Annotated in this window: 20 protein-coding genes; 14 read left to right on the top strand and 6 right to left on the bottom strand. The window is 74.3% G+C overall.

Translation table 11 applies throughout. From position 1 onward, the window contains the following. The first annotated feature begins 7 nt into the window (after nucleotides 1–7). The 5 genes from A949_RS0104620 (at nucleotide 8) to sucD (ending at nucleotide 7,123) form a co-directional block, all read left to right on the top strand. Nucleotides 8–1,120, top strand: coding sequence for an ATP-binding protein (locus A949_RS0104620; protein WP_106428742.1), 1,113 nt, complete (start codon nucleotides 8–10; stop codon nucleotides 1,118–1,120). Then, nucleotides 1,117–3,582, top strand: coding sequence for a DUF5682 family protein (locus A949_RS0104615; protein ID WP_019354839.1), 2,466 nt, complete (start codon nucleotides 1,117–1,119; stop codon nucleotides 3,580–3,582). The genes A949_RS0104620 and A949_RS0104615 overlap by 4 nt, the downstream gene beginning before the upstream one ends. Beyond that, nucleotides 3,579–4,784, top strand: coding sequence for a VWA domain-containing protein (locus tag A949_RS0104610; protein WP_019354838.1), 1,206 nt, complete (start codon nucleotides 3,579–3,581; stop codon nucleotides 4,782–4,784). The genes A949_RS0104615 and A949_RS0104610 overlap by 4 nt, the downstream gene beginning before the upstream one ends. A gap of 246 nt (nucleotides 4,785–5,030) precedes the next feature. Beyond that, nucleotides 5,031–6,203, top strand: coding sequence for an ADP-forming succinate--CoA ligase subunit beta (gene sucC / locus A949_RS0104605; RefSeq protein WP_019354837.1), 1,173 nt, complete (start codon nucleotides 5,031–5,033; stop codon nucleotides 6,201–6,203). A gap of 35 nt (nucleotides 6,204–6,238) precedes the next feature. Beyond that, a complete protein-coding gene (gene sucD / locus A949_RS0104600) occupies nucleotides 6,239–7,123 on the top strand; it encodes a succinate--CoA ligase subunit alpha (protein WP_019354836.1) in 885 nt (294 codons plus the stop codon). A gap of 30 nt (nucleotides 7,124–7,153) precedes the next feature. On the opposite strand, the gene A949_RS37950 is transcribed toward sucD, so the two are convergent. Then, nucleotides 7,154–8,245 (bottom strand): RNA polymerase sigma factor, encoded by a 1,092-nt coding sequence (locus tag A949_RS37950; protein WP_158687540.1) that lies wholly within the window; start codon nucleotides 8,243–8,245, stop codon nucleotides 7,154–7,156. Nucleotides 8,246–9,110: 865 nt separating this feature from the next. Between A949_RS37950 and A949_RS32485 the strand changes: the two genes are divergently transcribed. After that, nucleotides 9,111–10,931 (top strand): cell division protein PerM, encoded by a 1,821-nt coding sequence (locus A949_RS32485; protein WP_158687539.1) that lies wholly within the window; start codon nucleotides 9,111–9,113, stop codon nucleotides 10,929–10,931. 76 nt (nucleotides 10,932–11,007) lie between these two features. Here A949_RS32485 and A949_RS0104585 read toward each other — a convergent pair whose 3' ends face one another. After that, on the bottom strand, nucleotides 11,008–12,078 hold the full coding sequence (locus A949_RS0104585) for a hypothetical protein (protein ID WP_019354833.1): 1,071 nt from the start codon (nucleotides 12,076–12,078) through the stop codon (nucleotides 11,008–11,010). Between the two features lie 246 nt (nucleotides 12,079–12,324). On the opposite strand from A949_RS0104585, the gene purN reads away from it, so the two are divergent. Together purN and purH are read left to right on the top strand one after the other, a co-directional pair. Then, a complete protein-coding gene (gene purN, locus A949_RS0104580; RefSeq protein WP_019354832.1) occupies nucleotides 12,325–12,987 on the top strand; it encodes a phosphoribosylglycinamide formyltransferase in 663 nt (220 codons plus the stop codon). Then, complete coding sequence (gene purH / locus A949_RS0104575) at nucleotides 12,980–14,608, top strand: bifunctional phosphoribosylaminoimidazolecarboxamide formyltransferase/IMP cyclohydrolase (RefSeq protein ID WP_019354831.1); 1,629 nt, start codon at nucleotides 12,980–12,982, stop codon at nucleotides 14,606–14,608. The genes purN and purH overlap by 8 nt, the downstream gene beginning before the upstream one ends. Before the next feature lie 155 nt (nucleotides 14,609–14,763). Here the strand turns inward: purH and A949_RS0104570 are convergent, their stop codons facing one another. Together A949_RS0104570 and A949_RS0104565 are read right to left on the bottom strand one after the other, a co-directional pair. Further along, nucleotides 14,764–15,438 (bottom strand): hypothetical protein, encoded by a 675-nt coding sequence (locus tag A949_RS0104570; protein WP_019354830.1) that lies wholly within the window; start codon nucleotides 15,436–15,438, stop codon nucleotides 14,764–14,766. A 205-nt stretch (nucleotides 15,439–15,643) separates the two neighbouring features. Beyond that, complete coding sequence (locus A949_RS0104565) at nucleotides 15,644–16,552, bottom strand: hypothetical protein (RefSeq protein ID WP_443332985.1); 909 nt, start codon at nucleotides 16,550–16,552, stop codon at nucleotides 15,644–15,646. A 315-nt stretch (nucleotides 16,553–16,867) separates the two neighbouring features. On the opposite strand from A949_RS0104565, the gene A949_RS0104560 reads away from it, so the two are divergent. From A949_RS0104560 to A949_RS0104545, 4 genes are all read left to right on the top strand, one after another. Then, a complete protein-coding gene (locus A949_RS0104560; RefSeq protein ID WP_026004340.1) occupies nucleotides 16,868–17,722 on the top strand; it encodes a bifunctional methylenetetrahydrofolate dehydrogenase/methenyltetrahydrofolate cyclohydrolase in 855 nt (284 codons plus the stop codon). A gap of 23 nt (nucleotides 17,723–17,745) precedes the next feature. Next, nucleotides 17,746–18,387 carry a DUF3017 domain-containing protein gene (locus A949_RS38455; protein WP_019354827.1) on the top strand — a complete coding sequence of 214 codons (642 nt, stop codon included), beginning with the start codon at nucleotides 17,746–17,748 and terminating at the stop codon, nucleotides 18,385–18,387. A gap of 358 nt (nucleotides 18,388–18,745) precedes the next feature. After that, nucleotides 18,746–20,275 carry a helix-turn-helix domain-containing protein gene (locus A949_RS0104550; protein ID WP_037705877.1) on the top strand — a complete coding sequence of 510 codons (1,530 nt, stop codon included), beginning with the start codon at nucleotides 18,746–18,748 and terminating at the stop codon, nucleotides 20,273–20,275. Between the two features lie 112 nt (nucleotides 20,276–20,387). Next, nucleotides 20,388–21,386 (top strand): malate dehydrogenase, encoded by a 999-nt coding sequence (locus A949_RS0104545; RefSeq protein ID WP_019354825.1) that lies wholly within the window; start codon nucleotides 20,388–20,390, stop codon nucleotides 21,384–21,386. Nucleotides 21,387–21,520: 134 nt separating this feature from the next. Here the strand turns inward: A949_RS0104545 and A949_RS0104540 are convergent, their stop codons facing one another. Beyond that, entirely contained in the window at nucleotides 21,521–21,994 is a 474-nt protein-coding gene (locus A949_RS0104540; RefSeq protein WP_019354824.1) for a MarR family winged helix-turn-helix transcriptional regulator, read from the bottom strand. A gap of 367 nt (nucleotides 21,995–22,361) precedes the next feature. On the opposite strand from A949_RS0104540, the gene A949_RS36115 reads away from it, so the two are divergent. After that, a complete protein-coding gene (locus A949_RS36115) occupies nucleotides 22,362–22,754 on the top strand; it encodes a tautomerase family protein (protein ID WP_027760819.1) in 393 nt (130 codons plus the stop codon). On the opposite strand, the gene A949_RS0104535 is transcribed toward A949_RS36115, so the two are convergent. Continuing rightward, entirely contained in the window at nucleotides 22,645–23,982 is a 1,338-nt protein-coding gene (locus tag A949_RS0104535; RefSeq protein ID WP_019354823.1) for an MFS transporter, read from the bottom strand. The genes A949_RS36115 and A949_RS0104535 overlap by 110 nt on opposite strands. Before the next feature lie 155 nt (nucleotides 23,983–24,137). Between A949_RS0104535 and A949_RS0104530 the strand changes: the two genes are divergently transcribed. After that, nucleotides 24,138–25,166, top strand: coding sequence for an ArsR/SmtB family transcription factor (locus A949_RS0104530; RefSeq protein ID WP_019354822.1), 1,029 nt, complete (start codon nucleotides 24,138–24,140; stop codon nucleotides 25,164–25,166). The last annotated feature ends 65 nt before the right edge of the window (nucleotides 25,167–25,231 follow it).

Here is a 25,231-nt window from a genome sequence, read left to right as displayed (position 1 = left end):
CGAGTCCGTGGGAGAGCCGGCCTCCGGCCCGGCCGCTCCCGCTGCCGCGCTGCGGCCGCACGCCGAGACAGCCTTCGCCGAGGAGCTGGCGGCCCTCGCCGCGGCCGACGACCGCCCGCGCCCCGCCCGCTGGCGGCTGTCCCCGTGGGCCGTGGCCACCTACCTGCTCGGCGGCGAACTCCCCGGCGGCACCGTCATCACCCCCAAGTACATCGGGCCGCGCCGCATCGTCGAGGTCGCGGTCAGCACCCTGGCCACGGACCGCGCGCTGCTCCTGCTGGGCGTGCCCGGCACCGCCAAGACGTGGGTGTCCGAGCATCTGGCGGCGGCCGTCAGCGGCGACTCGACGCTGCTCGTCCAGGGCACGGCGGGCACCGCCGAGGAGGCGATCCGCTACGGATGGAACTACGCGCAGCTGCTCGCCCAGGGCCCCAGCCGGGAGGCTCTGGTGCCGAGTCCGGTGATGCGTGCCATGGCCGAGGGCATGACGGCGCGGGTCGAGGAGCTGACCCGGATCCCGGCCGACGTGCAGGACACGCTGATCACCGTGCTCTCGGAGAAGACCCTGCCCATCCCCGAACTGGGCGAAGAGGTGCAGGCGGTCGGCGGATTCAATCTGATCGCGACGGCCAACGACCGGGACCGGGGGGTCAACGAGCTGTCCAGCGCGCTGCGCCGCCGCTTCAACACGGTGGTCCTGCCGCTGCCGGAGACCGCCGAGGCGGAGGTGGACATCGTGGCGCGCCGGGTCGGCCAGCTCGGCCGCTCCCTCGACCTGCCGCCCGCGCCCGAGGGGTTCGACGAGATCCGCCGGGTGGTCACCGTCTTCCGCGAGCTGCGCGACGGAGTCACCGGCGACGGCCGTACGAAGCTCAAGTCCCCCTCCGGGACGCTCTCCACGGCCGAGGCCATCTCGGTCGTGACCGGCGGGCTCGCGCTGGCCGCGCACTTCGGGGACGGAGTGCTGCGCGCGGGGGACGTGGCCGCCGGCATCCTCGGCGCCGTCGTCCGCGACCCGTCCGCCGACCAGGTGGTGTGGCAGGAGTACCTCGAGGCCGTCGTCCGAGAGCGGGACGGCTGGAAGGACTTCTACCGGGCCTGCCGAGAGGTGTCCGCATGACGGTCGGCGCAGGGGGCGCGGCAGGTCCGCTGCTGCTGGGGGTCCGGCACCACGGCCCCGGTTCGGCCCGGGCGGTCGGTGCCGTGCTGGAGGCGTACGAGCCGGGTGTCGTGCTGATCGAAGGCCCTCCCGAGGCCGACGCGGTGGCCGCCGCGGCGGGGGACGACGGCATGGTCCCGCCGGTGGCGCTGCTGGCCCACGCCGTCGACGAGCCGGGCCGGGCCGCCTTCTGGCCGCTGGCGGAGTTCTCACCGGAATGGGTGGCGATCCGCTGGGCCGTGCGGCGCGGGGTCCCGGTCCGCTTCATCGACCTGCCCGCCGCCCACACGCTCGCCATGAGCGAGGGCGAGCAGGAGACGGTCCCCGGCGGCACCGACGGGGGTGGTGCCGCCGGGGACGCCGAACCCGATCCCGGTGCCGGCCCGGACGCCGCACCCGAGGACGGCAGCGGCGTCCGGCTCGACCCGCTGGCGGCGCTCGCCGAGGCGGCCGGGTACGACGACCCGGAGCGCTGGTGGGAGGACGCCGTCGAGCACCGGCGCGGCGCGGCCCCCGGCGCCGACCCCTACGAGCCGTTCGCGGCGCTCGGCGAGGCGATGGCCGAACTGCGCGCGGTGCACGGCGCGGGCGGCCACCAGCGGGACCTCGTCCGGGAGGCGCACATGCGGCTGCGCCTGCGCGAGGCCCGCAAGGAGTTCGGGGACGCCGCCACCGCCGTGATCTGCGGGGCCTGGCATGTACCGGCGCTCACCGAGGCCGTCACGGTCACCGCGGACCGGCGTGCCCTCAAGGGACTCCCCAAGGTGAAGGCCGAGGTCACCTGGGTGCCCTGGACGCACCGGCGGCTGGCACGCCGGTCCGGATACGGCGCGGGCATCGCCTCGCCCGGGTGGTACCACCACCTCTTCACCGCCCCGGACCGGCCGGTGGAGCGCTGGATGACCCAGGTGGCCGGGCTGCTGCGGGAGCAGGACCACCAGGTCTCCTCCGCGCACCTCATCGAGGCCGTCCGGCTCGCCGGGACGCTGGCCACGCTGCGCGGCCGCCCGCTGGCCGGGCTGACGGAGACGACGGACGCGGTGCGGTCCGTGCTGTGCGAGGGCTCCGACGTGCCGCTGGAGCTGATCCGGGACCGGCTCGTGGTGGGTGACGTACTGGGAGAGGTGCCCGAGGGGGGTCCGGCCGTCCCTCTCCAGCGCGACCTCGCACGCTGTCAGCGCGCCGTGCGGCTCAAGCCGTCCGCCGCCGAACGCGAGCTCGACCTGGATCTGCGCAAGGAGAACGACGCGGCACGCAGCCGGCTGCTGCACCGGCTCCGGCTGCTCGGCATCGACTGGGGCGAGCCCGTCCGCTCCCGGAGCGGCAGCACCGGCACCTTCCGGGAGAGCTGGCGGCTGCGCTGGGAGCCGGAGCTGTCCGTGCGGGTGGCCGAGGCGGGGATCTGGGGCACGACCGTGCGCGAGGCGGCCACCGCCAAGGCGCGGTCCGGGGCCGTCGAACCCGGCACTGCGCTGGCCGACGTCACCGCGCTCGCCGAACTGTGCCTGCTGGCGCGGCTGCCGGACGCGCTTCCGGTGGTGATGCGGGTGCTGGCCGACCGGGCCGCGCTGGAGTCCGACGTCGGCCACCTGGCGCGGGCCCTCCCGGCGCTGGTGCGCACGCTGCGCTACGGCGATGTGCGGGGCACCGACGCCGGAGCGCTGGCGGAGGTCGCCGGCGGGATGGCCGAGCGCGTCCGGGTCGGTCTGCCGCCCGCCTGCGCGGGGCTGGACAGCGAAGGCGCCCGCGAGATGCGCGGCCATCTCGACGCCGCACATCAGGCGGTGAACCTGCTCGCCCGCGACCGGCCGGCAGCGGACGGTGCGGCGCCGCCGGACACCGAGGGCGGGGCGGCCGGAGATCTGCTGGACCGGTGGCGGACCGTACTGCGCACCCTCGCGGGCCGGGACCGGGTACCCGGCCTGCTGCGCGGCCGCTGTGCGCGGCTGCTGCTGGACGACGGCCAGTTGGCGGACACCGAGGCGGAACGGCTGGTGAGCCTGGCGCTGTCGCCGGGAACGCCTCCGGCGGAGGCCGCGGTGTGGATCGAGGGGTTCCTCGCGGGCGGCGGGATGCTGCTGGTCCACGACGAGCGGCTGCTGGCCCTCGTGGACCGCTGGCTGACGGGCGTGCCGGCGGACGCGTTCACGGATGTGCTGCCGCTGCTGCGGCGGACGTTCGCCGAGTACGAGGCGGGGGTGCGGCGCACGCTCGGCGAACTGGTGCGCCGCGGTCCCGCGGGGGAGGGCGGCCGCCGGGGGAGCGGCGAGCACACGGGACTGCCCGGGTTCGGTGCCGGGCTGGAGGCGCGGCGGGCCGACGCCGTGCTGGAGACGGTGCGGCTGCTGCTCGGCACGGCGTCCGCCGGGGACGGCTCAGGTACGGCGGACGGGAGTCACGAACGGGAGGGGGCGCGGGTATGACGGTCCGCGAAGAGCCGGCGGAGTCCGGCGGGGTGCAGCTCACCGGAGTCGAGGCGGACGAGCGGCTGCGGCGCTGGCGGCTGGTGCTGGGCGGCGGCGCGGCGGACGGCACCGGCTGTGCGCTGGGCGCCGCCGACAGCGGGATGGACGGGGCCCTGGAGGCGGTCTACGGCGGGGCCGGCGGCAGCGGCCCGGCCGGCGGCGGCAGCGGTGCCGGGACCGCGGGCGGGCTCGGCGCCTCGGCGCCGCGGATCTCGCGCTGGCTGGGCGACATCCGCACCTACTTCCCCAGCTCCGTCGTCCAGGTGATGCAGCGCGACGCGATCGACCGGCTGGGACTCTCCGCGCTGCTGCTGGAGCCGGAGATGCTGGAGGCGATCGAACCGGACGTGCACCTGGTGGGCACCCTGCTGTCGCTGAACAAGGCGATGCCGGAGACCAGCCGGGAGACCGCGCGCGCCGTGGTCCGCAAGGTGGTCGCCGAGTTGGAGAAGCGGCTCGCCGCCCGCACCCGCTCGACTCTCACCGGCGCGCTCGACCGCTCCGCGAAGATCAACCGCCCCCGGCACCGGGACATCGACTGGAACCGCACCATCCGCGCCAACCTCAAGAACTACCTGCCCGAGTACGGGACGGTCGTCCCCGAGCGGCTGATCGGGTACGGGCGGGCGGCGCAGTCCGTCAAGAAGGAGGTCATCCTCTGCATCGACCAGTCCGGGTCGATGGCGTCCTCCGTCGTCTACGCGTCCGTGTTCGGTGCGGTGCTGGCGTCGATGCGGACGCTCGACACCCGGCTCGTGGTCTTCGACACCAGCGTGGTGGATCTGACCGAAGACCTCGACGATCCCGTCGACGTGCTCTTCGGCACCCAGTTGGGCGGGGGCACGGACATCAACCGGGCGCTGGCCTACTGCCAGTCCCGGATCAGCCGCCCGGCGGAGACGGTCGTCGTACTGATCAGTGACCTGTACGAGGGAGGGATACGGCAGGAGATGCTGAAACGGGTCGCCGCGATGCAGGCGTCCGGTGTTCGCTTCGTCACCCTCCTCGCCCTCTCCGACGAGGGCGCACCCTCCTACGACCGGGACCACGCGGCCGCGCTCGCCGCGCTGGGCGCGCCCGCCTTCGCCTGTACGCCCGACCACTTCCCGGAGGTGATGGCGGCGGCGATCGAGAAGCGTCCGCTGCCCGTGCCGGAATAGCCCGCCCCGGAAGTCCCCGGGCGTCTCCGGGTGTGCGGGGCCGGTGGCGGTCGGTGCCCCGCGCACCTTCCGGGTGCGCGCTGTGACCGTTGTCACCGCGTATGTGTGAGGTGCGATTTAGGCACCGCACGCACGCAGGGCTAACCTGCAAGGCGGACATGCCGCGCGACCCGTGGACGCCGCGGCCCTGCGGCACGCCCACGCTGACATCGACCGCGAGACCACTGATTAAGGGGACGGACGCGCGTGGACCTGTTCGAGTACCAGGCGAGGGACCTCTTCGCCAAGCATGACGTACCGGTGCTGGCCGGTGAAGTCATCGAGACATCCGAGGCGGCGCGCGAGGTGACCGAGCGGCTCGGCGGCCGGGCGGTCGTCAAGGCGCAGGTCAAGACCGGCGGCCGCGGCAAGGCCGGCGGCGTCAAGCTGGCCTCCGACCCGGCGGACGCGGTCGAGAAGGCCGGCCAGATCCTGGGCATGGACATCAAGGGCCACACGGTCCACAAGGTGATGCTCGCCCAGACCGCGGACATCCAGGAGGAGTACTACGTCTCCTTCCTGCTCGACCGCACCAACCGCACCTTCCTGGCCATGGCCTCCGTCGAGGGCGGCGTGGAGATCGAGGAGGTCGCGGCCACCAAGCCGGAGGCGCTGGCCAGGATCCCGGTGGACGCCATCGAGGGCGTGACCGAGGCCAAGGCCCGCGAGATCGCCGAGGCCGCGAAGTTCCCGGCCGAACTGGTCGACCAGATCAGCAACGTGCTGGTCAAGCTGTGGGACGTCTTCGTCAAGGAGGACGCCCTCCTGGTCGAGGTCAACCCGCTGGTCAAGACGGCCGAGGGCAAGGTCATCGCGCTGGACGGCAAGGTGTCGCTGGACGCCAACGCCGACTTCCGCCAGCCCGAGCACGAGGCCCTGGAGGACAAGGCGGCGGCCAACCCGCTGGAGGCCGCGGCCAAGGCCAAGAACCTCAACTACGTCAAGCTCGACGGCCAGGTCGGGATCATCGGCAACGGCGCGGGGCTGGTCATGTCCACCCTCGACGTCGTCGCCTACGCGGGTGAGGCGCACAGCAACGTCAAGCCCGCCAACTTCCTCGACATCGGTGGCGGCGCCTCCGCCGAGGTGATGGCCAACGGCCTGGAGATCATCCTCGGTGACCCGGACGTCAAGTCCGTCTTCGTGAACGTCTTCGGTGGCATCACCGCCTGCGACGCCGTCGCCAACGGCATCGTGCAGGCGCTGGAGCTGCTCAAGTCCAAGGGCGAGGACGTCAGCAAGCCGCTGGTCGTCCGCCTCGACGGCAACAACGCCGAGCTGGGTCGCAAGATCCTGACCGACGCAGCGCACCCGCTCGTGCAGCAGGTGGACACCATGGACGGCGCGGCCGACAAGGCCGCCGAGCTGGCCGCCAAGTAAGCCCGGACGAGACCGAACGAGGACACCGACACACCATGGCTATCTTCCTCACCAAGGAGAGCAAGGTCATCGTCCAGGGGATGACCGGCTCGGAGGGCCAGAAGCACACCAAGCGGATGCTGGCCTCCGGCACCAACATCGTCGGCGGTGTGAACCCCCGCAAGGCGGGCACCACCGTTGACTTCGACGGCACCGAGGTGCCCGTCTTCGGCGGCGTCAAGGAGGCCATGGAGGCCACCGGCGCCGACGTCACCGTGATCTTCGTCCCGCCGAAGTTCAGCAAGGACGCGGTCATCGAGGCCGTCGACGCGGGCATCGGCCTCGCCGTCGTGATCACCGAGGGCATCGCCGTCCACGACACCGCCTACTTCTGGGACTACGCGGCCCAGAAGGGCAACAAGACGCGGATCGTCGGCCCGAACTGCCCCGGCCTGATCACCCCCGGCCAGTCGAACGCGGGCATCATCCCGTCCGACATCACCAAGCCGGGCCGCATCGGCCTGGTCTCCAAGTCCGGCACGCTGACGTACCAGATGATGTACGAGCTGCGCGACATCGGCTTCTCGACCTGCGTGGGCATCGGCGGCGACCCGGTCATCGGCACCACCCACATCGACGCCCTCAAGGCGTTCGAGGCCGACCCGGACACCGACCTGATCGTGATGATCGGCGAGATCGGCGGCGACGCCGAGGAGCGTGCGGCCGACTTCATCAAGGAGAACGTGTCCAAGCCGGTCGTCGGCTACGTCGCGGGCTTCACCGCGCCGGAGGGCAAGACCATGGGCCACGCGGGCGCCATCGTCTCCGGCTCGTCCGGCACCGCGCAGGCGAAGAAGGAGGCCCTGGAGGCCGCGGGCGTGAAGGTCGGCAAGACCCCGTCCGAGACCGCGCGGCTCGCGCGGGAGCGCCTCAGCGCCTGATGCCTGACGCCTGACGCCTGAGCACCGGCTTCAGCCGCCCGACGGGCCCGCACCTTCCGGGGTGCGGGCCCGTCGGCGTGTCCGGCTGCGTCCGGCTGTGTCCGGCTGTGTCCCGGATGGAGCCAGGGGAGGCCGGCCCCGGCTACCGGAGGTCGCGCAGATGCCCCCGGGTGTTGGTGGACCGCAGCTGGGGGAGATATGCCTGCCCGGCTCCTCCGGCCGGTGCCCGGACCGAGGAGCCCGCGCTGTCCCGCCCGGTCGTGGGCGTGGAGCGCGCGCCCGTCCCGGTCCCGATCCCGGCACCCGTCCCCCGGCCCCCGGCCCCGTTGCCGGGCCGCCCGGGAACATCGCCGGGGCGAACGTCACCCGCGGTACCCGCTCCCGGTCCTGCGCCGGGGCGCTGCCGCCGGTCTGGGTCGTCAGCAGCGTGAACGTGGTCGCAGCGGCCACCGCCGCCGTCAGACCGACCGAAGCGCGCGTCCACAGCCGCGTCGTCCGCGCGCTGCCGCCCCGCACCAGCTGGGCGGGGACCGGGCGCACCGGCTGTGCTGCGGCCAGCTCGCGCAACGTACCGGCCAGCACGGCACCCCGCCGACGACGCGGCGACCGTGCCAGCGGCGGCCAGCTCTCCTCCAGCGCCGCCCGCCCGTGCGCGATCCGTCCGGCCGCCGCCTCGGTGCTGCACTCCGCCTCGGCGGCCGTCTCGGTCAGGGTCAGCCCCAGTCCGTAGTGCAGCAGCAGCGCGGCCCGGTAGCTGCGCGGCAGCTCCAGGAAGGCCTCCAGCACCGCGCTGTCGGCCGACGAACCCCGGCAGACCTCAGGTCTGCGGTGTCTCGGATGGAACTGATGCCAGGGCGAGAGCGCGTAGTCGTACACCGTCGCCCGCACCGTCCGGGTCGGATCGCCCCCTGCCAGCACCCTCGGCCAGTGCTGCCAGGCCTGGTGGAACGCCCAGCGCACGGCCCGTTCCGCCACCCGGCGGTGCCCGCACAGCAGCAGTGCCTGGCGGGTCAGTGCCCGTGCCTGCCACAGGTACAGCTCGTCGAACGCGGCGACCGGATCGTCCGGCAGCGCTGTCGTCCGCCGGGCCGACCGGACGAAATCCTCGACCGGGCCGGGCACCTCCGCCACCACCTCGACCCACGGCTCCGGCTCGGGCTCCGGCTCGCTCCGCGGTGTCGGCGCCGGAACCCGCGCCGAGCCGGTCTGCGGCTGTGCCCCGCTCCGCGGGACCGGTGTGACGGGCTCTGCTTCCTCCCCGCCCCGCGTCTGCGTGTGCGTCTGCGCCGGTGTCTGTGCCGGCGTCCGGGTCCGCCGCTGCGTCTGTGCCTGCGTCTGGGCCTGCGTCTGTGTCTGGGTGTGTGTCTGCTCGGACGGCTGCTCGGGTGGCTTCTGCTGGGGCGGCTCCGGCTCCGACGGCGTGTGTTCGGTCGCGGACGTGGCACCGGCTTCGGGGTCCGGTGCGGTGTCGGATCCGGCCGTGGACCCGGGCGGTTGCGCGGGCGTGGACTCCGGGCCGGACCCGGGTGCGGGTTCGTGAGCGAGTTCGGGTTCGCCCGCGGGGTCGGATGCGGGGCCGGCCTCGGACGCGGGCCGGGCCGGTGTCGTCTCCGGGGCCTGTGCGGTGGCTCCCGGAGCCCGCGCGGCCGCCTTCGGACCCTGGGCCGCCGCCCGGCCGTCGGCGCGCTTCCCCTTCTTCCGGTTCCTCGTCCCGTGCGCCGCCCGCTCCGCGCTCTTCTCCCCGCTCTTCGCCGGCCTCTTCCCCGTCCGGGCTTTCGCCGGGGTCTTCGTCCGGGCTTTCGCCGGAGTCCGCGCGGCCGGAGCCATTCCGGCCGAGGGCGCGTCAGGAGCTTCCGTGGAACGGGGCCGGGCCGTGTTCCGGGCGTCGTCGGAGGAAGAAGAGAGAGGCATACTGCTTAGCTTGTGCGACACAGCGACAAAATGCCTGCTACTAGGGCAAAACGGGTGTTCTTGGCAGCATGGCGCTGTGAGCCCCCTGACGCACCGCGGTCCGTCGCTCTCCCCGGGCCGCCGCCGCCCTCGTCTCCTGCCCCTCACCAGCGGATGGCTGCTGGGCGGTGCGGTGGCCGCCGGACTCGGGCTCGGCCTGTCCGCCGTCGTCGTCCTGCTGCTGTGGACCGTCTCGCCGTATCCCGTCGGGGGAGCGGACGAAGCCCTGCGCACGGCGGCGGACCTGTGGTTGCTGGCGCACGGCGCGCAGCTCGTGCGGCAGGAGACACTCACCGGCCCGGTGGCACCCGTGGGGGTGACACCTCTGCTGCTGACGGCGGTACCCGTGTGGCTGCTGTGGCGCGCCACGCGGGAGGCGCTGGACGCGCGGCCGACCGCGGACGACGACTACGGGCCACCGGAAGTGGCGGTGTGGGTATCGGGCGGCTATCTCCTGGTCACCGCCGCCGTGCTGGCCTCCGCCGCCGGTGGTCCGCTCGAGGCGGAACCCGTCAGCGCGGCCTGCCACCTGCCGCTGTTCGCCCTGCTGGTGACAGGGCTGTGCGCGGCCCGCTGCCTGCCGCCCCACGCGCCGACCAGGAGCTGGGCCGGCCTGCTCGCCCGGCTGCCCGATCCGGCCCGCACCCGGTTGCGCGCCGCCCTGCGACCCGTCACCCGGGAGCGGGCGATCGTGGCCGTACAGGCGGCCGGTACGGCCACCGTGGTGCTGTGCGCCGGTGGCGCGGCACTTCTGGCGGCTGCCCTCGTCTGGAACGTCCGCGCCGTGTTCGGAGCGTTTCCGCAGCTCGCCGGAAACGCATCCGGGTATCTCGGGCTGCTGCTGCTCACCGTCGCGCTGCTGCCCAACGCGGCGCTCTGGGCGGCCTCCTATGCCCTGGGCCCCGGCTTCACGCTGGGCGCCGGTAGCGTCGCGGGCCCGCTCGCCACGACGGCGGCCCCGCCGCTCCCGCCGTTCCCGCTGCTGGCCGCCGTGCCGGAAGCAGGCTCCGGCAGCGTTCCGGAGTGGTGTCTGACCGGCCTGGTACCCCTGCTGGGAGGACTGCTGTGCGGTTGGTGGGTGGGGCGTTCCGAGGTGGCCACCGGGCCCGCAGCACGTCCCGGTCCCGGTCCCGGTCCCGGAGCCGGCCCCCGACCCCGACCCGGACCCGGTTCCGGTTCCGGGAGAGCGCCGGACGGTGTACCGGGCCTGCGCGGCACGGCCGTGACCGTCCTGCTCGCCGCCCTGTGCTGCGGGGCCGTTCTGGCGCTGCTCACCGCGAGTGCGAGCGGCCCACTCGGCGACGGGACGCTCGCTCATGTGGGGCCCCGCTGGTGGCAGGCCGGCGGTGCGGCGTGCGCGTGGATGGCCGCTGTGGGACTGCCCACCGCGCTGTGGGCCGGCTGGTGGACGCGGTACCGCAGGCGCAGGGCGACAGCTGCCGCGGCGCAGGCCCTGCAGGCCGCCGTGCTCGCCGCCCGCGGCTACGGCCCCGACCCCGCATGGCACACCGACGAGGTGCGCCGCGCACGCTGGTCCGTGATGAAGTCCGCCTCCGGCGGTCTGATGCCCGACTTCGCGCCCGACGACTTCGACGGACACCTCGACGGACACCACGGCCTCGAACGGTCCGCAGCGGGCGGGACGGAGCGAGGACGGCGGAGCATGTCGCCGTCCGCACCGCGTACCGACGCCGACCGGCCCGCGCCCGCGCCGGAGCGGCCGCTACCCGGCCGCGCCGCCGTGGCCCGCACTGACACCCCGCTCCGCGGCGACACCCGGCCCTCCGCCGACGGCTCGTCCCCCGTCGGCACTCCGGCCCGCCCGGAGGAGACGGTTCCGGCGGCCCCCGCGAAGTGATCCGCCGGGTGCCGGGGTTCGGCCGCGCGCCACAGGGGCGAGGCCGGGGGGGCCGGCGCCGTGGTGCCGGCCCGGGTCAGCGGTCCTCCAGGAAGGGCCGCAGCTCCTCGGGCAGGTGCCGGGTGCAGTCGTCCCGGGAGGACTGGGTGAGCGCGTCGTTCTGGCAGGCGTAGAAGTCGCTGTACACGAACTGGAACGCGAAGGTGGCCCCGACGATCATCAGGGTCAGGCTCGCGGTGACCAGGCCGCTGATGGCCGCCGTCCGCTTGGCCTTGGCCGCCTGGGCGGGGGTGACGGCCAGCGGTACCCGGGGCTTGCCGTCCGCGTCGTCGCCGGTGCCCTCCTGCTCCGTGCCGCGCGCCGTGCCCGCCACGTCCTCCGCGGTGGCCGCGGCACCCTTGCGTCGGCCCCTGCCGTCCTTGTCCGTCCTCCCGGCCTTCCCGGCCTTCGCCGTCTTCGTCGCGGGCTTGCCTCCCGACTTCGTCGCGGAAGCGGGCAGCTTGCCGCGCAGCGCGTTGCTGCCCCAGTAGAGCGAGAGCGCCCCGAGCAGCAGCGCGACCTGCGGCACGCTCAGCAGCGCGAAGAACAGGCCCCAGATTCCGGCGTGCAGGGAGTAGCGGGCGTGGCGCTGCAGGGGGTCGGTGGGGTCCCAGCGCATCCCGCGGGTGCCGCCGGGGCCGTCCGGGCCGCCGGGGCCGCCCGGTCCGGAAGGTCCCTGGTCGCCGTTGTTCCGGCCGACCCCGCCGCTGCCGCTGTCCGCCTTGCCGGGGCCGCCGCCGAATCCGCCGTTCTGCCGCCCGGGCTGCCGGGCGCTCCACTGGCTGCCCCAGCCCGACGCCTGCCGCTCGCCGTCCGAGTCCCCGGCGCCTTCGCGGTCCCCGCCCTGCGAGCCGCCGTCGGCCGAGCCGTCCCGGCCGTCCGTCGGGCCGCCGTCCGACGAGCCCGCGCCGGTGCCCGGCCCCTGGCCGGAGGATCCCGAGGGCCCCGAACCCGTTCCGCCGGTCCCCGGCGACCCACCGGTGCCGCGCTCGCGCGGCACCCGCGGCTCCCACGGCCGGTCCGGCTGCCCCTCCGGCGGTGGCGCGAAGGGGTTGTCCTCGCGGGAGGTGCTGTCGGATGCGGCCGCACGGCGGCGTCGGTCGGTCATCTGGTGTGTGTCTTCCTCATCGCTTCCGCGTCGCTTCCATGGCCCTGGGCCCCGAGCCCCCGCGGGAACCCAAGGAGACCGTGTCCCTGACGCTACCTTCCGCATGCGCCCCCGTCCCGTGGGGGCCGTTCCGAGTGCCGGTATCGTTGCCGACGGTCGGACGCTTCGTAGAGTTCCCCGGAATCCTCGGGTCCACGTGTTTGTACGACCGCACAATTCCGTCTCCCCGCGAGAGAGAGCCCCGTCGTGGACGCGCAGTCCTTCCGGCCCGTCGCCCCCGTGCGCCTCGTCGTCCTGGTGTCCGGTTCCGGCACGAACCTCCAGGCGCTGCTCGACGCCGCGGCCGACCCCGCGGTCGACGCCCCGTACGAGATCGTCGCCGTCGGGGCCGACCGGAGCGGTGTCGAGGGGCTGGCGCGGGCCGAGCGGGCCGGGATCCCCACCTTCGTGTGCCGGGTCAAGGACTTCGCCGACCGCGCCGAGTGGGACGCCGCCCTGACCGGGGCGACCGAGGCGCACGCCCCGGACCTGGTGGTCTCGGCGGGTTTCATGAAGGTGGTCGGCAGCCGCTTTCTGGCGCGGTTCGGCGGGCGGGTCCTGAACACGCACCCTGCGCTGCTCCCCAGTTTTCCCGGTGCCCACGGCGTACGCGACGCGCTCGCGTACGGCGCGAAGGTGACCGGATGCACCGTCCACTTCGTCGACGACGGCGTCGACACCGGTCCCGTCATCGCGCAGCGCGCGGTCGAGATCCGGGACGAGGACCACACCGACGAGGGTGCCGCCCTGCACGAGCGGATCAAGGAAGTCGAGCGACGGCTGCTCGTCGAGGTGGTGGGGCGCATCGCCCGCCACGGCTACACCCTCGAGGGGCCGAACATGAGAAGGGTACGACTGGGTCATGAGTGAGAATGCTGCGCTGGGCGCCAAGCGGCCGATCCGCCGCGCGCTGGTCAGTGTGTACGACAAGACGGGGCTTGAGGAGCTGGCGCGGGGGCTGCACGCCGCCGGGGTGCAGCTCGTCTCGACCGGTTCGACGGCGAAGCGGATCGCGGACGCCGGGGTTCCGGTCACCCCCGTCGAGGAGCTGACCGGTTTCCCCGAGTGCCTGGACGGGCGGGTCAAGACGCTGCACCCGCGCGTGCACGCGGGCATCCTCGCCGACCAGCGGCTGGCGGCGCACCGTGAGCAGTTGGGCGAGCTGGGCGTCGAGCCGTTCGAACTGGTGGTCGTCAACCTCTATCCGTTCGCGGACACCGTCGCCTCGGGCGCCTCCGACGACGCCTGCGTGGAGCAGATCGACATCGGCGGACCCTCGATGGTCCGCGCCGCGGCCAAGAACCACCCGTCCGTGGCGGTCGTGGTCAATCCGGACCGCTACGGCGAGGTCCTCGCGGCGGCCGAAGAGGGCGGCTTCGACCTGGCGGCACGGAAGCGGCTGGCGGGCGAGGCGTTCCAGCACACCGCGGCCTACGACGTCGCGGTGGCCGGCTGGTTCTCCGGCTACGCCGACGCGGCCGAGTCCGCCGACGCCGGGTCCGGTGCCGCGACCGGGACGGCAGGCGGTGGCGGCCGGGAGAACGACCCGTTCCCGTCCTTCCACGGCGTCACCCACCAGCGCAAGAACGTGCTGCGGTACGGGGAGAACCCGCACCAGCCCGCCGCGCTCTACACCTCGGGCGACGGTGGACTGGCCGAGGCGGAGCAGCTGCACGGCAAGGAGATGTCGTACAACAACTACGTCGACACCGACGCCGCGCGCCGCGCCGCCTACGACCACACCGACCCGTGCGTCGCCGTCATCAAGCACACCAACCCCTGCGGCATCGCGGTGGGCGCGGACGTCGCCGAGGCGCACCGCAAGGCGCACGCCTGCGACCCGCTGTCCGCGTACGGCGGCGTGATCGCCGTGAACCGGCCGGTGTCGCGGGAGTTGGCCGAGCAGGTCGCGGAGATCTTCACCGAGGTCGTCGTCGCCCCCGGCTACGAGGACGGGGCACTGGAGGCGCTCTCCCGCAAGAAGAACATCCGCGTGCTGCGCTGCCCGGAGGCGCCGGCCGCGCCGGTCGAGTTCCGTCCCGTCGACGGCGGCGTCCTCGCGCAGGCCAAGGACGTCTTCCAGGCGGCGGGTGACGATCCGGCGCACTGGACGCTGGCCGCGGGAGAGGCGCTCGGCGCCGACGAACTGGCCGAACTCGCCTTCGCCTGGCGGGCCTGCCGGGCCGTGAAGTCCAACGCGATCCTGCTCGCCAAGGACCGCGCCACCGTGGGCGTCGGAATGGGCCAGGTCAACCGCGTCGACTCGGCCCGGCTGGCCGTCCAGCGCGCCGGTGCGGAGCGGGCGCGCGGCGCCTACGCGGCCTCGGACGCGTTCTTCCCCTTCCCCGACGGGCTGGAGGTGCTGACCGCGGCGGGTGTGCGCGCCGTCGTCCAGCCGGGCGGCTCGGTCCGCGACGAGCAGGTGGTCGAGGCGGCGGCCGAGGCGGGCGTGACCATGTACGTCACCGGGACACGGCACTTCTTCCACTGAGCGCCACGCACCCGGGGCCCGGTCCTGCTCGCGGCGGTCCTGCCCACGAAGGTCCGGCGCAGGAACGGGGTCGGGCCCCGCACCACGGTGCGGGGCCCGACCCCGTTCCTGCGCCCGCGGGCGCCGCCGCCGGACCGCGGGCGGCAGCCGCCGGCTCAGTACTGCGGCCGGTTGAACCACTGACTCGCCGGGCTCAGGCAGCAGAAGACGAGCGTCACGACCGCGGTGGCCAGCCACAGGATGTACCAGAAGAAGATGCTCGCCGCGTCCTCGCCGCCCACGGCACTGCCCAGCGCGCCGAAGCAGCCCAGCAGCGGCAGCAGGGCGTTGACCGACGCGGCGATGATCGCGGTGACGCGGGTGCCGATACGGCCCTTCCCGAACATCGAGGCGGGCACGATGTGCAGCGCCGCGAGGCCGCCGAAGATCAGGAGCCCGAAGAACGCGACGCCCAGTGCGGCACCGCCCGCCGCGTCCACTCCGGGGATGTCGTTGACGGCGTCGTTGGCCACCAGCCCGACGAAGAAGATGAGCACGGCCAGCAGTGCCCACAACGCGCCGGCCACGAACAGCAGCACGCGGGCCGTGACGACCTGGCCCGGCATGCTGACGGTCGGCTGCATGCCCGCGCCGGGACCTCCCGGGTACGGCGGCACTCCGCCGGGGTAGCCGTAGCCCGGCTGGTTGTAGCCGGGCTGCTGGTAACCGGGCTGGTTGTAGCCGGACTGACCGGCACCCTGTCCCGGGTATCCGTAGGGAGCGCCCTGGCCGCCCTGCTGGGGCGCCGAATAGGGATTGGGCTGCTGGCCGGGCGGCGGGGGGTAGCTCACGGGCTGGTTCCTCCGACGGTGTCGAGGAGTGGATGGGGCCGAGCAATTCCGGAGAATCACGGCCTGCCCTCAGCAATGTCGCTCCCCCCGGTACGGCGCCGCACCGTCGGCCCTCCCTGCACTGCCCGACGCCGTGCACCAATGTTGCTGGTCCGACTGTCCGACTGTCCAGCCGACTTCCCCGGCTGTGGCGAAGTCGCAACGCTCAGTACGCCCCGGCCACCCGGACCCCGCTCTCCCATCCCGCGGCGGCGTGGGTCAACTTGCCGTCCAGCACCGGCAGATCCGCTTCCTGCACCAGGTCGAACCGGAGCGCGAACCGCACCAGGGCCTCGCGGACGCTCTCCGCGGCGTCCGGTGCGCGCAGCCGCAGCTTCAGCCGCAGGTAGTCGATGTTCCAGGCGACGGCCGCGGGCGAGGCGTCCGGCCACACCGGGCGCAGCCGCTCCGTCAGCTCCACGACGTCCGGCACCGGGGCCGCCGCGTCCCCGCGCAGGCTCGCCTCGCACAGTGCCGCCAGGACGAGGAAGTAGTGGCAGGTGCGGTCCAACGGGTAGGGCCGCGGGAAGGGGTCGAAGCGCCAGCCCTGCGTCCGGTCCTCGGCCGGGCCGGCGGCCCCGCCCTCGGCCGGTTCCCCGCTCCGGTCCTCGCCCCGGTTCCCGTCCCCGTGCGTCCCGCCGGGGAGGAGCGCGGCGGCGCGCCGCGCCCGGGAACGCGAGCCGCCGACGAGGGAGTCGGCGGACGCCAGGTAGTCGTGGCGCGGCGCCAGTACGTCGAATCCGCAGCCGGCCCCCGATTCGCCCGCGCACAGGCGAACGCGTGCGAACTCGAAGGGGACCGGGGCGTCCGCGCGGCCGGGTGCGACCCGGATGTGCTCCCCCGCGCCCTCGGGATTCTCGACGAGATAGGTCTGATCGCTGCTGAAGTTGGTGAGTATCCAGAAGGCGCCGGTCGCGGTGATCTCCCCGGCCGCGCACGCGACGGCGGGGTGGGAGAGGGCCAGGCCGTTGCCCGTGGGTGCCGTGCGCCCGAAGCGCAGCGTGTGGCCCGGCTCCAGCCGGTGCTGCGCCTCGAGTCCCCGGCACCCGTCCGGGACGATGATCACGCTGAACACGTCCCGCACGTTACTGACCCTCCGTACGCGTTCGCAACGGAGCGTAGGGGGAGCAGGGAGGCACATGAACCGACCTTTGCCGTCCCGTTGCCAACGGGACGCCGCGCGGGTGACGCCGGATCGCACCGCGCACGGCGGGGAGCGCACGGCCGCGCCGCGCGCCCGACCCGGGAGCCGCGGCACGCACCCGGCCTCCGCGCCCGGCCCCCGCGCCCGGCGGCCGCGCCCCGTTCGGCGGCCCCGCCGGGCACCGCGGACCGGGAGCGAGGGCACCTGAGTGGAGACCGGCGGCCCGGATCCGCGAGGATGGTGCGCATGACCGCCCAGATTCTCGATGGCAAGGCCACCGCCGCCGCGATCAAGTCCGACCTGACCACCCGTGTCGAGGCGCTCAAGGCGAAGGGCGTCACGCCCGGCCTGGGCACCCTGCTCGTCGGTGAGGACGTCGGCTCCCAGAAGTACGTCGCGGGGAAGCACCGCGACAGCCAGCAGATCGGCATCAACTCCATCCAGCGGCAGCTGCCCGCGACGGCGAGCCAGGAGGAGATCGAGGCGGTCGTCCGCGAGTTGAACGAGGACCCGGCCTGCACCGGCTACATCGTCCAGCTCCCGCTGCCCAAGGGCATCGACGTCAACCGGGTGCTGGAGCTGATGGACCCGGCCAAGGACGCCGACGGTCTGCACCCGACCAACCTGGGCCGCCTGGTCCTCAACAAGCCCGCACCGCTGCCCTGCACCCCGCAGGGCATGGTGGTGCTGCTGCGCCGCTACGGCGTCGAGCTGAACGGCGCCCACGTGGTGGTGGTCGGGCGCGGCGTGACCGCGGGCCGCCCGCTGCCGCTGCTGCTGACCCGGCGGAGCGAGAACGCCACGGTGACGCAGTGCCACACCGGGACCCGCGATCTGCCGGACCTGCTGCGCCAGGCGGACATCGTCGTCGCGGCCGCCGGGGTGCCGCACCTGATCAAGCCGGAGGACGTCCGCCCGGGCGCCGCCGTACTGGACGTGGGGGTCAGCCGGGACGAGAACGGCAAGATCGCGGGCGACGTGCACCCGGGGGTGGCCGAGGTCGCCGGCTGGATCTCGCCCAACCCGGGCGGCGTCGGCCCGATGACCCGGGCGCAGCTGCTGGTGAACGTGGTGGAGGCGGCCGAGGCGGCGGCCGGCTGAGCGAGGTCGGGGAGAACGCCGTCATGGCAGAGGACGACCGCCGCCCCGCCGCCCGGGGCGAGGGCCGCACCGGCGTCGACGCCGACCGGAGCGCCGACCGGAGCGCCGAGCGGACCGGTGGCGACAAAGCCGCGAGCGGCGCCCGGAGCGACGGCACGGACGGCGACGGGGCCGGGGGCGGCGACCGGAACGGGAATGACGGGCATGACGGGAACGGGGCCGGGGACGGCGGACTGAAGGGAGACTCCGCGATGGCGGGGCAGGAGGCGGCTCCACCGAAGAAGGCGTCGCGGCGCTTCCCGGTGCTGACCCGGGACACCGCGCGTCCCGAGGGCGGAGGGCGCGCCATAGGAGGGCACCGCCCGGCGCCGTATCGGCAGTGGCCACTGCTGGCCGTGTGCCTCGGGGTGCTGGCCGGACTGCTGGTGACCATCGCGGAGTTCCGCGCGGGCACGCTCGTCATCGGCCTGTCGCTGGTCGGCGGGGCGCTGCTGCGCTGGGGCAAGCCCTCGGTCGGCATGCTGGCGGTGCGCTCGCGCTTCACCGACATGATCACCTACGGCGTGCTGGGCCTCGCCATCGTGCTGTTGGCCCTGATGGCGCAGCCGAGCCCATGGCTCTCGCTGCCGTTCCTGGACACCATCGTGCACTTCACCGTGCGCTGACGGGCGCTCCGCGGGGCGCGGCGCCGCAGCCGCGCCCTCCCCGCGACGGTCCGCCGGTCCCGTGCGGCGAACCGGCACGTCGCCGCCTTCAGGTCAGCCGGGCCGCCGCCCGGTGGGTCCGCGGGTCCCTCGGCCTGCCGGCCCGGCGCAGGTGGCTTCCGGCGCTGTCCGAACGGTGCCGGGAGCCCGCTCCCGCACGCGCCGTCGGACGGGACGAGCCATCCGGGGACCGTGCGTGGACCGTCGGCGTCCGGAACGGCTGGCAGACTAGGGGGCGTTTGCGCGAACGAGCACCTGAGGCCGTGGCGCGACACGGGGAAGGAATGTCGAGAGCGCACTCGCGGACAAGGGGGAGGCCATGCCTCGTTGGAGGTCGCTACCGGAGGATCTGGACCCGCAGATCCGCGAGTTCGCGAGCCAGTTGCGGCGGCTCGTCGACCGCAGCGGGCTGAGCGTCGCCACCGTCGCCGACCGCACCGGGTACAGCAAGTCGTCGTGGGAGCGCTATCTGAACGGCCGGCTGCTGCCGCCCCGCGGCGCCACCCAGGCCCTCGCGGAGGTGACCGGGACGGACGTGCGGCACCTCGGCACCATGTGGGAGCTGGCCGAACGCGCGTGGAGCCGGAGCGAGATGCGCCGCGACACCACGCTGGAGGCCATCCAGATCGCCCAGGCGCGGGCCGCGCTGGACGAGGCACCGGAGCAGGCGTCCGGCAAGGGGCGAAAGCGGCGCAAGGGCAAGGGCACGGACCAGGGCGCCGCTCCCCGGGCCGGCACCTCCGCCCGCGGCGAACCCGACACGGACAGCGCTGCCCCCGCGGTGCCGCACCAGGCGCCGCCGCACCGAGCCGCCCCGCCGCAGCAGTCCGCCGCGCCGCACCAGGGCTTCGGGCCCGACGGCGGGGTGCCCCCGCAGCGGGGCACCCCGGGCCAGGGGCCGCCGCCGGGCCGGGGCGGCACTCCGCAGGATGCTCCGGGCGGCCAGGACGTGGAGACGGCGGTCCTGCGCAGGGACGCCATCCGCGCGGCGGGCGACAAGGCGGGCGCCGACCGGCCGGGCCCGGACCAGGCGGGCCCGCACGACACGAGCGCGGACAGCGAGGGCCCGGACAACGCGAGCGCGGAGAAGGCGCGTGCCCGGGAGCGGCGCCACCGGTCCGACGCGACCGACTGGGGCACCGCCGCCCCCGCGACCGGCGGGCGGTCCTCGGGCCCGGTCGGCGGCGGCCCGGCCGGCGGCCAGGGCACCGGCGGCACGCCGGGCGGCACCGGACTGCCCTCCGCCGCGGTCGGCGGCGCACCGGGCGCCCCTGTACCGGCCGCCGCACCGGGTGCCGGGGGCGACCGTGCCGCGCCGGGCGACCGCGCCGCGAAACCGTCGGGCGGCCGGCGCAGAACCACCGTGCTGCTCGCTTCCCTGGTGGCCGTCCTCGTCGTCGCCGCGGGCGCCGTGCTGTTCTTCGGCACCGGCGATGACGGCAAGGAGGAGGCCGCAGCGCCGAAGGCCACCCCCAGCAGCAGTGCGCCGCAGCTTCCCGCCGGGGTGAAGTGCTCGGGCGAGGAGTGCTCGGGCAAGGACCCGGAGGCGATGGGCTGCGGCGGCAAGCACGCCGCGACCAGCAGCTCGGCCTGGGTCGGCAGCAGCTTCGTCGAGGTCCGGCACAGCACGGTGTGCAAGGCGTCCTGGGCCCGGATCACCAGTGCGAAGACCGGGGACGCGCTGCGGATCAGCGGGCCGGGCGGCCAGGCGGAGCGCGACGAGGTGACGAGCACGAACGACGCCTACACCAGGATGGTCTCCGTCGGTTCGCAGGACGAGGCGCGGGCCTGCGCGACGCTGGCGGCGGGCGGCAAGGGCTGCACGGTGCCGGGCGAGAAGGTGCGCTGAGCGGACCCGGGGGTGCGCGGGGCGGGGGGTCGGATAGCCTGGCCGATGGGTCTCTTGACGTAGAGAGACTTCCGGCCACCCGCCAGCCACGTCAGGTACTACGGAGAACGCCATGACCCGCACTCCCGTCAGCCCCGTCACCGTCACCGTCACCGGCGCCGCAGGCCAGATCGGCTACGCGCTGCTGTTCCGGATCGCCTCCGGCCAGTTGCTGGGCCCCGATGTCCCCGTCAAGCTCCGCCTGCTGGAGATCACCCCCGCGCTGAAGGCGGCCGAGGGCACCGCCATGGAGCTGGACGACTGCGCCTTCCCGCTCCTCCAGGGCATCGACATCGCCGACGACCCGAACGTCGCCTTCGACGGCGCCAACGTGGCGCTGCTCGTCGGCGCCCGGCCCCGCACCAAGGGCATGGAGCGCGGCGACCTGCTGGAGGCCAACGGCGGCATCTTCAAGCCGCAGGGCAAGGCCATCAACGACCACGCGGCCGACGACATCAAGGTCCTGGTGGTCGGCAACCCGGCCAACACCAACGCGCTGATCGCCCGCTCGGCGGCGCCGGACGTGCCGGCCGAGCGGTTCACCGCCATGACGCGCCTGGACCACAACCGCGCCCTCACCCAGCTCGCGAAGAAGACCGGCTCGACCGTCGCCGACATCAAGAAGCTGACGATCTGGGGCAACCACTCCGCCACCCAGTACCCGGACATCTTCCACGCGGAGATCGCCGGCAAGAACGCCGCCCAGCTCGTGGACGACGAGAAGTGGCTGGCCGACGAGTTCATCCCGACCGTCGCCAAGCGCGGCGCGGCCATCATCGAGGCCCGCGGCGCCTCCTCGGCCGCCTCTGCCGCGAATGCCGCCGTCGACCACGTGCACACCTGGGTCAACGGCACCCCCGAGGGCGACTGGACCTCCATGGGCATCCCCTCGGACGGCTCCTACGGCGTGCCGGAGGGCATCATCTCCTCCTTCCCGGTGACCACGAAGGACGGCGCCTACGAGATCGTCCAGGGCCTGGAGATCAACGAGTTCTCCCGCACCCGCATCGACGCCTCGGTCCAGGAGCTGACCGAGGAGCGGGACGCGGTCAGCGGCCTCGGCCTGGTCTGAGCCGACCGCGGCACCGCCACGCACCGCCCCGAGGGCCCGTGCGGATCCAGCTGATCCGCACGGGCCCTCGGGGCTTTCCGGGGACGTGCTCCGGACGCTTCGTGCGTGTCACCCAGCGGCCCGCGCGGGCCGCGTCAGTCCTCGCCGTTGCCGTCCTCCTCGGCCATCACGTCCTCGTATGCGCGCAGGGTGGCGACGACCAGGGCGCGCTCGGCGGGGGAGAGGTCGCCCAGCACCTGGCGCCAGGCTCCGGCGCCGCGGGCCAGCCAGCGGGAGATGGTGGGCTTGTGGGCCGGAGTGATGCTCACGATGCGGCGGCGCCGGTCGTTCTCGTCCTCCTGCCGTTCCAGCATGCCCTTCCGGCTCAGCTCGCTCACCAGGAGGCTGACCGTGGTGGGGGCGACCTCCAGGCGGGTGGCGAGCTCGTTGACGGTCATCGGGCCGTCGAAGAGGAGGTACGAGAGCAGGGACAGGTGCCGGGGAGCCAGCGCCAGGGCTTGCAGCTCCTCGGGTACGGGGATGCGCTTGACCCGACCGACGATGCGCGGCATGAGCAACAGGAGCGCGCGGACGGCGTCGTCCTCGGCCAGCTCCCGCCGCCGACCCATCGGCGCCTGCCGGTCGCCTGCCGCCGGGGGCGCGGCCGCTGCTCCCGGCTTCGACGGTATCCCCGGAGCCGCTGCCTCCGGGACAGCCGTCCGGGCGGCCTCTCGTTCGGCTCCTTCGCCGGCGCCGGCCCCGTCACCGGCGCCGCTTCCCCCGCCGGTCGCCGGGTCGGCCTCCTGGGCCGCACGGGTTGCCGCCTGGTCGGTCCCTTGTCGCCCCTTTTCCTGCCCCCGTCTCTCTCTGTGACCGTCCATTGACATGGCGACGGACCTCCATTAGCTTTGCTGTCAAAGATGTTTTGCTGTCAAAGGTGATTCGTCTCGCGATGGTAGCGATCCGGGACTTCACCTTGCCGATCGGAGGGTCGTCATGCCGCACTTCGAGGTGCAAGTTCACGAGGAAGTACTGGGTGGGGAGGACGCGCCCGTGAGCGGGCAGCTCATCAAGGAGCTGACGGAGGCCGCGCTGACGGTCTATCCGGAGTCGTTCCGGGAGATGGTCGGCGTCGAGATCTTCGGTGTCCCCCGCGGAAGGTGGGGCGTGGGCGGGACGGTCACCGACGAGCCGTCGCCGGTCGTCACCCTGCGCTCCCGAGAGGGGTTCTTCCACCATCCCGACTTCGCCGGAGCCCCCGCCGGACTGATATCCGCGATCACCGACGCCGTCGCCAAGGTGCTCGGCGAGCGGGTGCGGGATCGGGTGACGGTGCTGCTGGTCGGGGTTCCGGCGGGACGTTCGGGCGTGGGCGGCGAGCTGGTCTGAGCAGGCGGCCCGAGATCCCTCGGGAGTGAGGGGCAGGCCGCGCCGTGCGCGGGGTCCCGGCCTGTTGCTCGGAGCGGGAGCGGAGCGCAGAAGCGAGGGAGAGCGTCACCGTCAGGGAGAGGGCGGCCACCAGAGTCATGGCGGTCGCGGGGGAGGTGCGTTCCGCGACGGCGCCCGCCAGCGCCGCGCCCACGCCCTGCATGGCCAGCATCCCGGAGGAGTGCAGGCCCAGCGCGTGGCCGCCGAGCTCGTCCGGCGTCCGTTCCATCAGCCGTTCCTGGAGCAGCAGACTGGCACCGAAGCCGAAGGACGCCAGCATCACCAGCCCTGCCGCGAACGGCACCGCGGGGTGCAGCACGAACAGCAGATAGGGGAAGGCGAGCAGCGCCAGCATCGGCACGGCCGACCGCTTCCGCCGACCGGGCGGCAGGCAGCGGCCGACGATCGTGTCCCCGGCCAGCATGCCCACCGCTCCGCAGGCGAACAGCAGCCCGGCCTCCCGCGGCGCGTACGGCACGAAGAGCGACTCGCACCCGACCACCAGGCCGTTGGGCACCCACAGCCCGAGATAGACGACCCGACGGGCGGGCGAGGACCACAGCAGGGAGTTGGTCCGCCAGGTCGCGGCGGGGGAGGGGCGGCCCGCGGCGCGCGCCGGACGTTGCCCGAAGCCGAGCCGGGCCGTCACCGCCCCCGTCAGGTGCAGCGCCGCCCCGACCAGCAGGGTGCCGCGTGCCGAGAGGACCGTGACGAGCAGCCCGCCGAGAGCGTAACCGCCGATCTGCATGACGCCGCTGGACATGTTGAGCACGGAACGGCCGAGGAGGTAGCCGCCCTTGGGAAGGATCTCGGAGAGCAGCCCGTAGCGCACCCCGCCGCCCAGGGAGGCCAGGATCCCGAGTATCAGCAGCACGGCGAACGCCCCCGCGACGGGCAGCCCCGGCAGGGTCTGTGCGGCGGTACCGAGCGAGAACGCCACGAGCAGCCCGGTCAGCGCGGCGCGGGGCGGCAGCCGGTCGGCGGCCGACAGCAGAGTCGCCGCGCCGATGAGCTGGGCCAGCGAGGGGCCGAACATCGCCAGCGAGGACAGCAGCGGGGAGCCGGTGGCGGTGTAGAGCAGGGTTCCCAGGGCCAGGCCGCTCACCGTCTGCCCGGCCACCTGGAAGGTGCTGGTGAGGAAGAGCGGACGGAACTCGGGGGTCCGGAACAGCTCGCGGTAGGTGCGCATGGCGGGAAGTCTCGGGAGAACCGCGGCCGCCGGTTACTGTTTCGCGGCAGGGCGAAACCCCGACGCGGACGCACCCGCGGTGCGGCCGGCCAGGGGCGGCGGAGCGGACCGGCGGGACGGACAGCCGGAGCCGACCGGCAGAGGGGCGGGGGGACATGGGATGGTGGCAGGTCAGCGCCGACACCCTGGCGGGCAGCCGCTTCGTGGTGTCCCCGCTCGCCGAGACGATCGCCGGTCTCAAGGTGCTGGAGCGCGGCAGCGCGGCCCACCCCGGCGAACGCGCCTGGCTCGCCGCCCACCGGCCCGCCTACCGTGCCCGCCAGGCCGCCGACCCGGTCACGGAACAGCTCATCCGTGCCGCGCTCGGCCCCACCTGGAACGCGGACTTCCTCACCCCGCCACCCGACCCCGGCGCACACGGCGCCGCTGCCGCGTCCTTCGCGGCGGAACTCGCGTGCATCCGCGCCACCCCGCCCCAGGTGGCCCGCGCCGACCTGCTGGTGTCCCTGGGTTCGGGGCCGCTGCCCGGCATCCTGGACCGTGACGACCTGCCGCACCGCACGGCCGAAACGCTGGAGTGGGTGTGGCACGAGACGGTGCTGCCGTACTGGCCGCGGCGCCGCCGGATCATCGAGGCCGACGTGGTGGCGCGCACCGCGCAACTCGGCCGGGGCGGCTGGGCCGCGGCGCTCGACGACATGCGGCCGGGCATGCGCTGGCTCGGCGGCAGCCGCCTCCAGATCAACGCGCGGAACTATCCGCCGCGCGAACTGGACGGCGCACGACTGATGTTCGTCCCCGTCACTCCGCACACCGGATGGGTGAGCTGGGAGGCGCTCCCCGTCGGCGTGCCGCAGGGCCAGGCCCGTCCGCCCACCGGGGTCCGTCCCCGCTACGCCGTGGTCTATCCCTGCTCCGGAACGCTCGCCGACACCGGACATCCCGCTGTGCCACAGGCGTTGGGGGCGCTGCTCGGCCCCGCGCGGGCCGCCGTCCTGGTGCTCCTCGACTCCCCGAAGAGCACCACGCAGCTCGTCGCGCTCACCGGACAGGGACTGGGCTCGGTCGGCCGCCATCTGCGGGTGCTGCGGGACGCCCGGCTGATCCAGGGGCGCCGGGCGGGCCGCTCGGTGCTCTACCACCGCACCGCCGCGGGCGAGGGCCTGCTGCGGGCCCAGGAGTGACGGCCCGGCCGGGGCCGGCCGCGGGGGCTCGCGCCCCCCCGTGTCCGGCGACGCCCCGGCAGCTG

Source organism: Streptomyces sp. AA1529 (assembly GCF_000280905.1).
Taxonomy (GTDB): Bacteria; Actinomycetota; Actinomycetes; order Streptomycetales; family Streptomycetaceae; genus Streptomyces.
The sequence above is the reverse complement of the archived record's forward strand: the minus strand, read 5'-3'. Positions and strand labels throughout refer to the sequence as shown.

Excerpts from the sequence above, each read along its gene's own strand:
- A949_RS0104615 (WP_019354839.1), top strand. The coding sequence starts at position 1,117 with ATGACGGTCGGCGCAGGGGGCGCGGCAGGTCCGCTGCTGCTGGGGGTC.
- A949_RS0104610 (WP_019354838.1), top strand. The coding sequence starts at position 3,579 with ATGACGGTCCGCGAAGAGCCGGCGGAGTCCGGCGGGGTGCAGCTCACC.
- sucD (WP_019354836.1), top strand. The coding sequence starts at position 6,239 with ATGGCTATCTTCCTCACCAAGGAGAGCAAGGTCATCGTCCAGGGGATG.
- A949_RS0104585 (WP_019354833.1), bottom strand. The coding sequence starts at position 12,078 with ATGACCGACCGACGCCGCCGTGCGGCCGCATCCGACAGCACCTCCCGC.
- purH (WP_019354831.1), top strand. The coding sequence starts at position 12,980 with ATGAGTGAGAATGCTGCGCTGGGCGCCAAGCGGCCGATCCGCCGCGCG.
- A949_RS0104560 (WP_026004340.1), top strand. The coding sequence starts at position 16,868 with ATGACCGCCCAGATTCTCGATGGCAAGGCCACCGCCGCCGCGATCAAG.
- A949_RS38455 (WP_019354827.1), top strand. The coding sequence starts at position 17,746 with ATGGCAGAGGACGACCGCCGCCCCGCCGCCCGGGGCGAGGGCCGCACC.
- A949_RS0104550 (WP_037705877.1), top strand. The coding sequence starts at position 18,746 with ATGCCTCGTTGGAGGTCGCTACCGGAGGATCTGGACCCGCAGATCCGC.
- A949_RS0104545 (WP_019354825.1), top strand. The coding sequence starts at position 20,388 with ATGACCCGCACTCCCGTCAGCCCCGTCACCGTCACCGTCACCGGCGCC.
- A949_RS0104540 (WP_019354824.1), bottom strand. The coding sequence starts at position 21,994 with ATGGGTCGGCGGCGGGAGCTGGCCGAGGACGACGCCGTCCGCGCGCTC.
- A949_RS36115 (WP_027760819.1), top strand. The coding sequence starts at position 22,362 with ATGCCGCACTTCGAGGTGCAAGTTCACGAGGAAGTACTGGGTGGGGAG.
- A949_RS0104535 (WP_019354823.1), bottom strand. The coding sequence starts at position 23,982 with ATGCGCACCTACCGCGAGCTGTTCCGGACCCCCGAGTTCCGTCCGCTC.
- A949_RS0104530 (WP_019354822.1), top strand. The coding sequence starts at position 24,138 with ATGGGATGGTGGCAGGTCAGCGCCGACACCCTGGCGGGCAGCCGCTTC.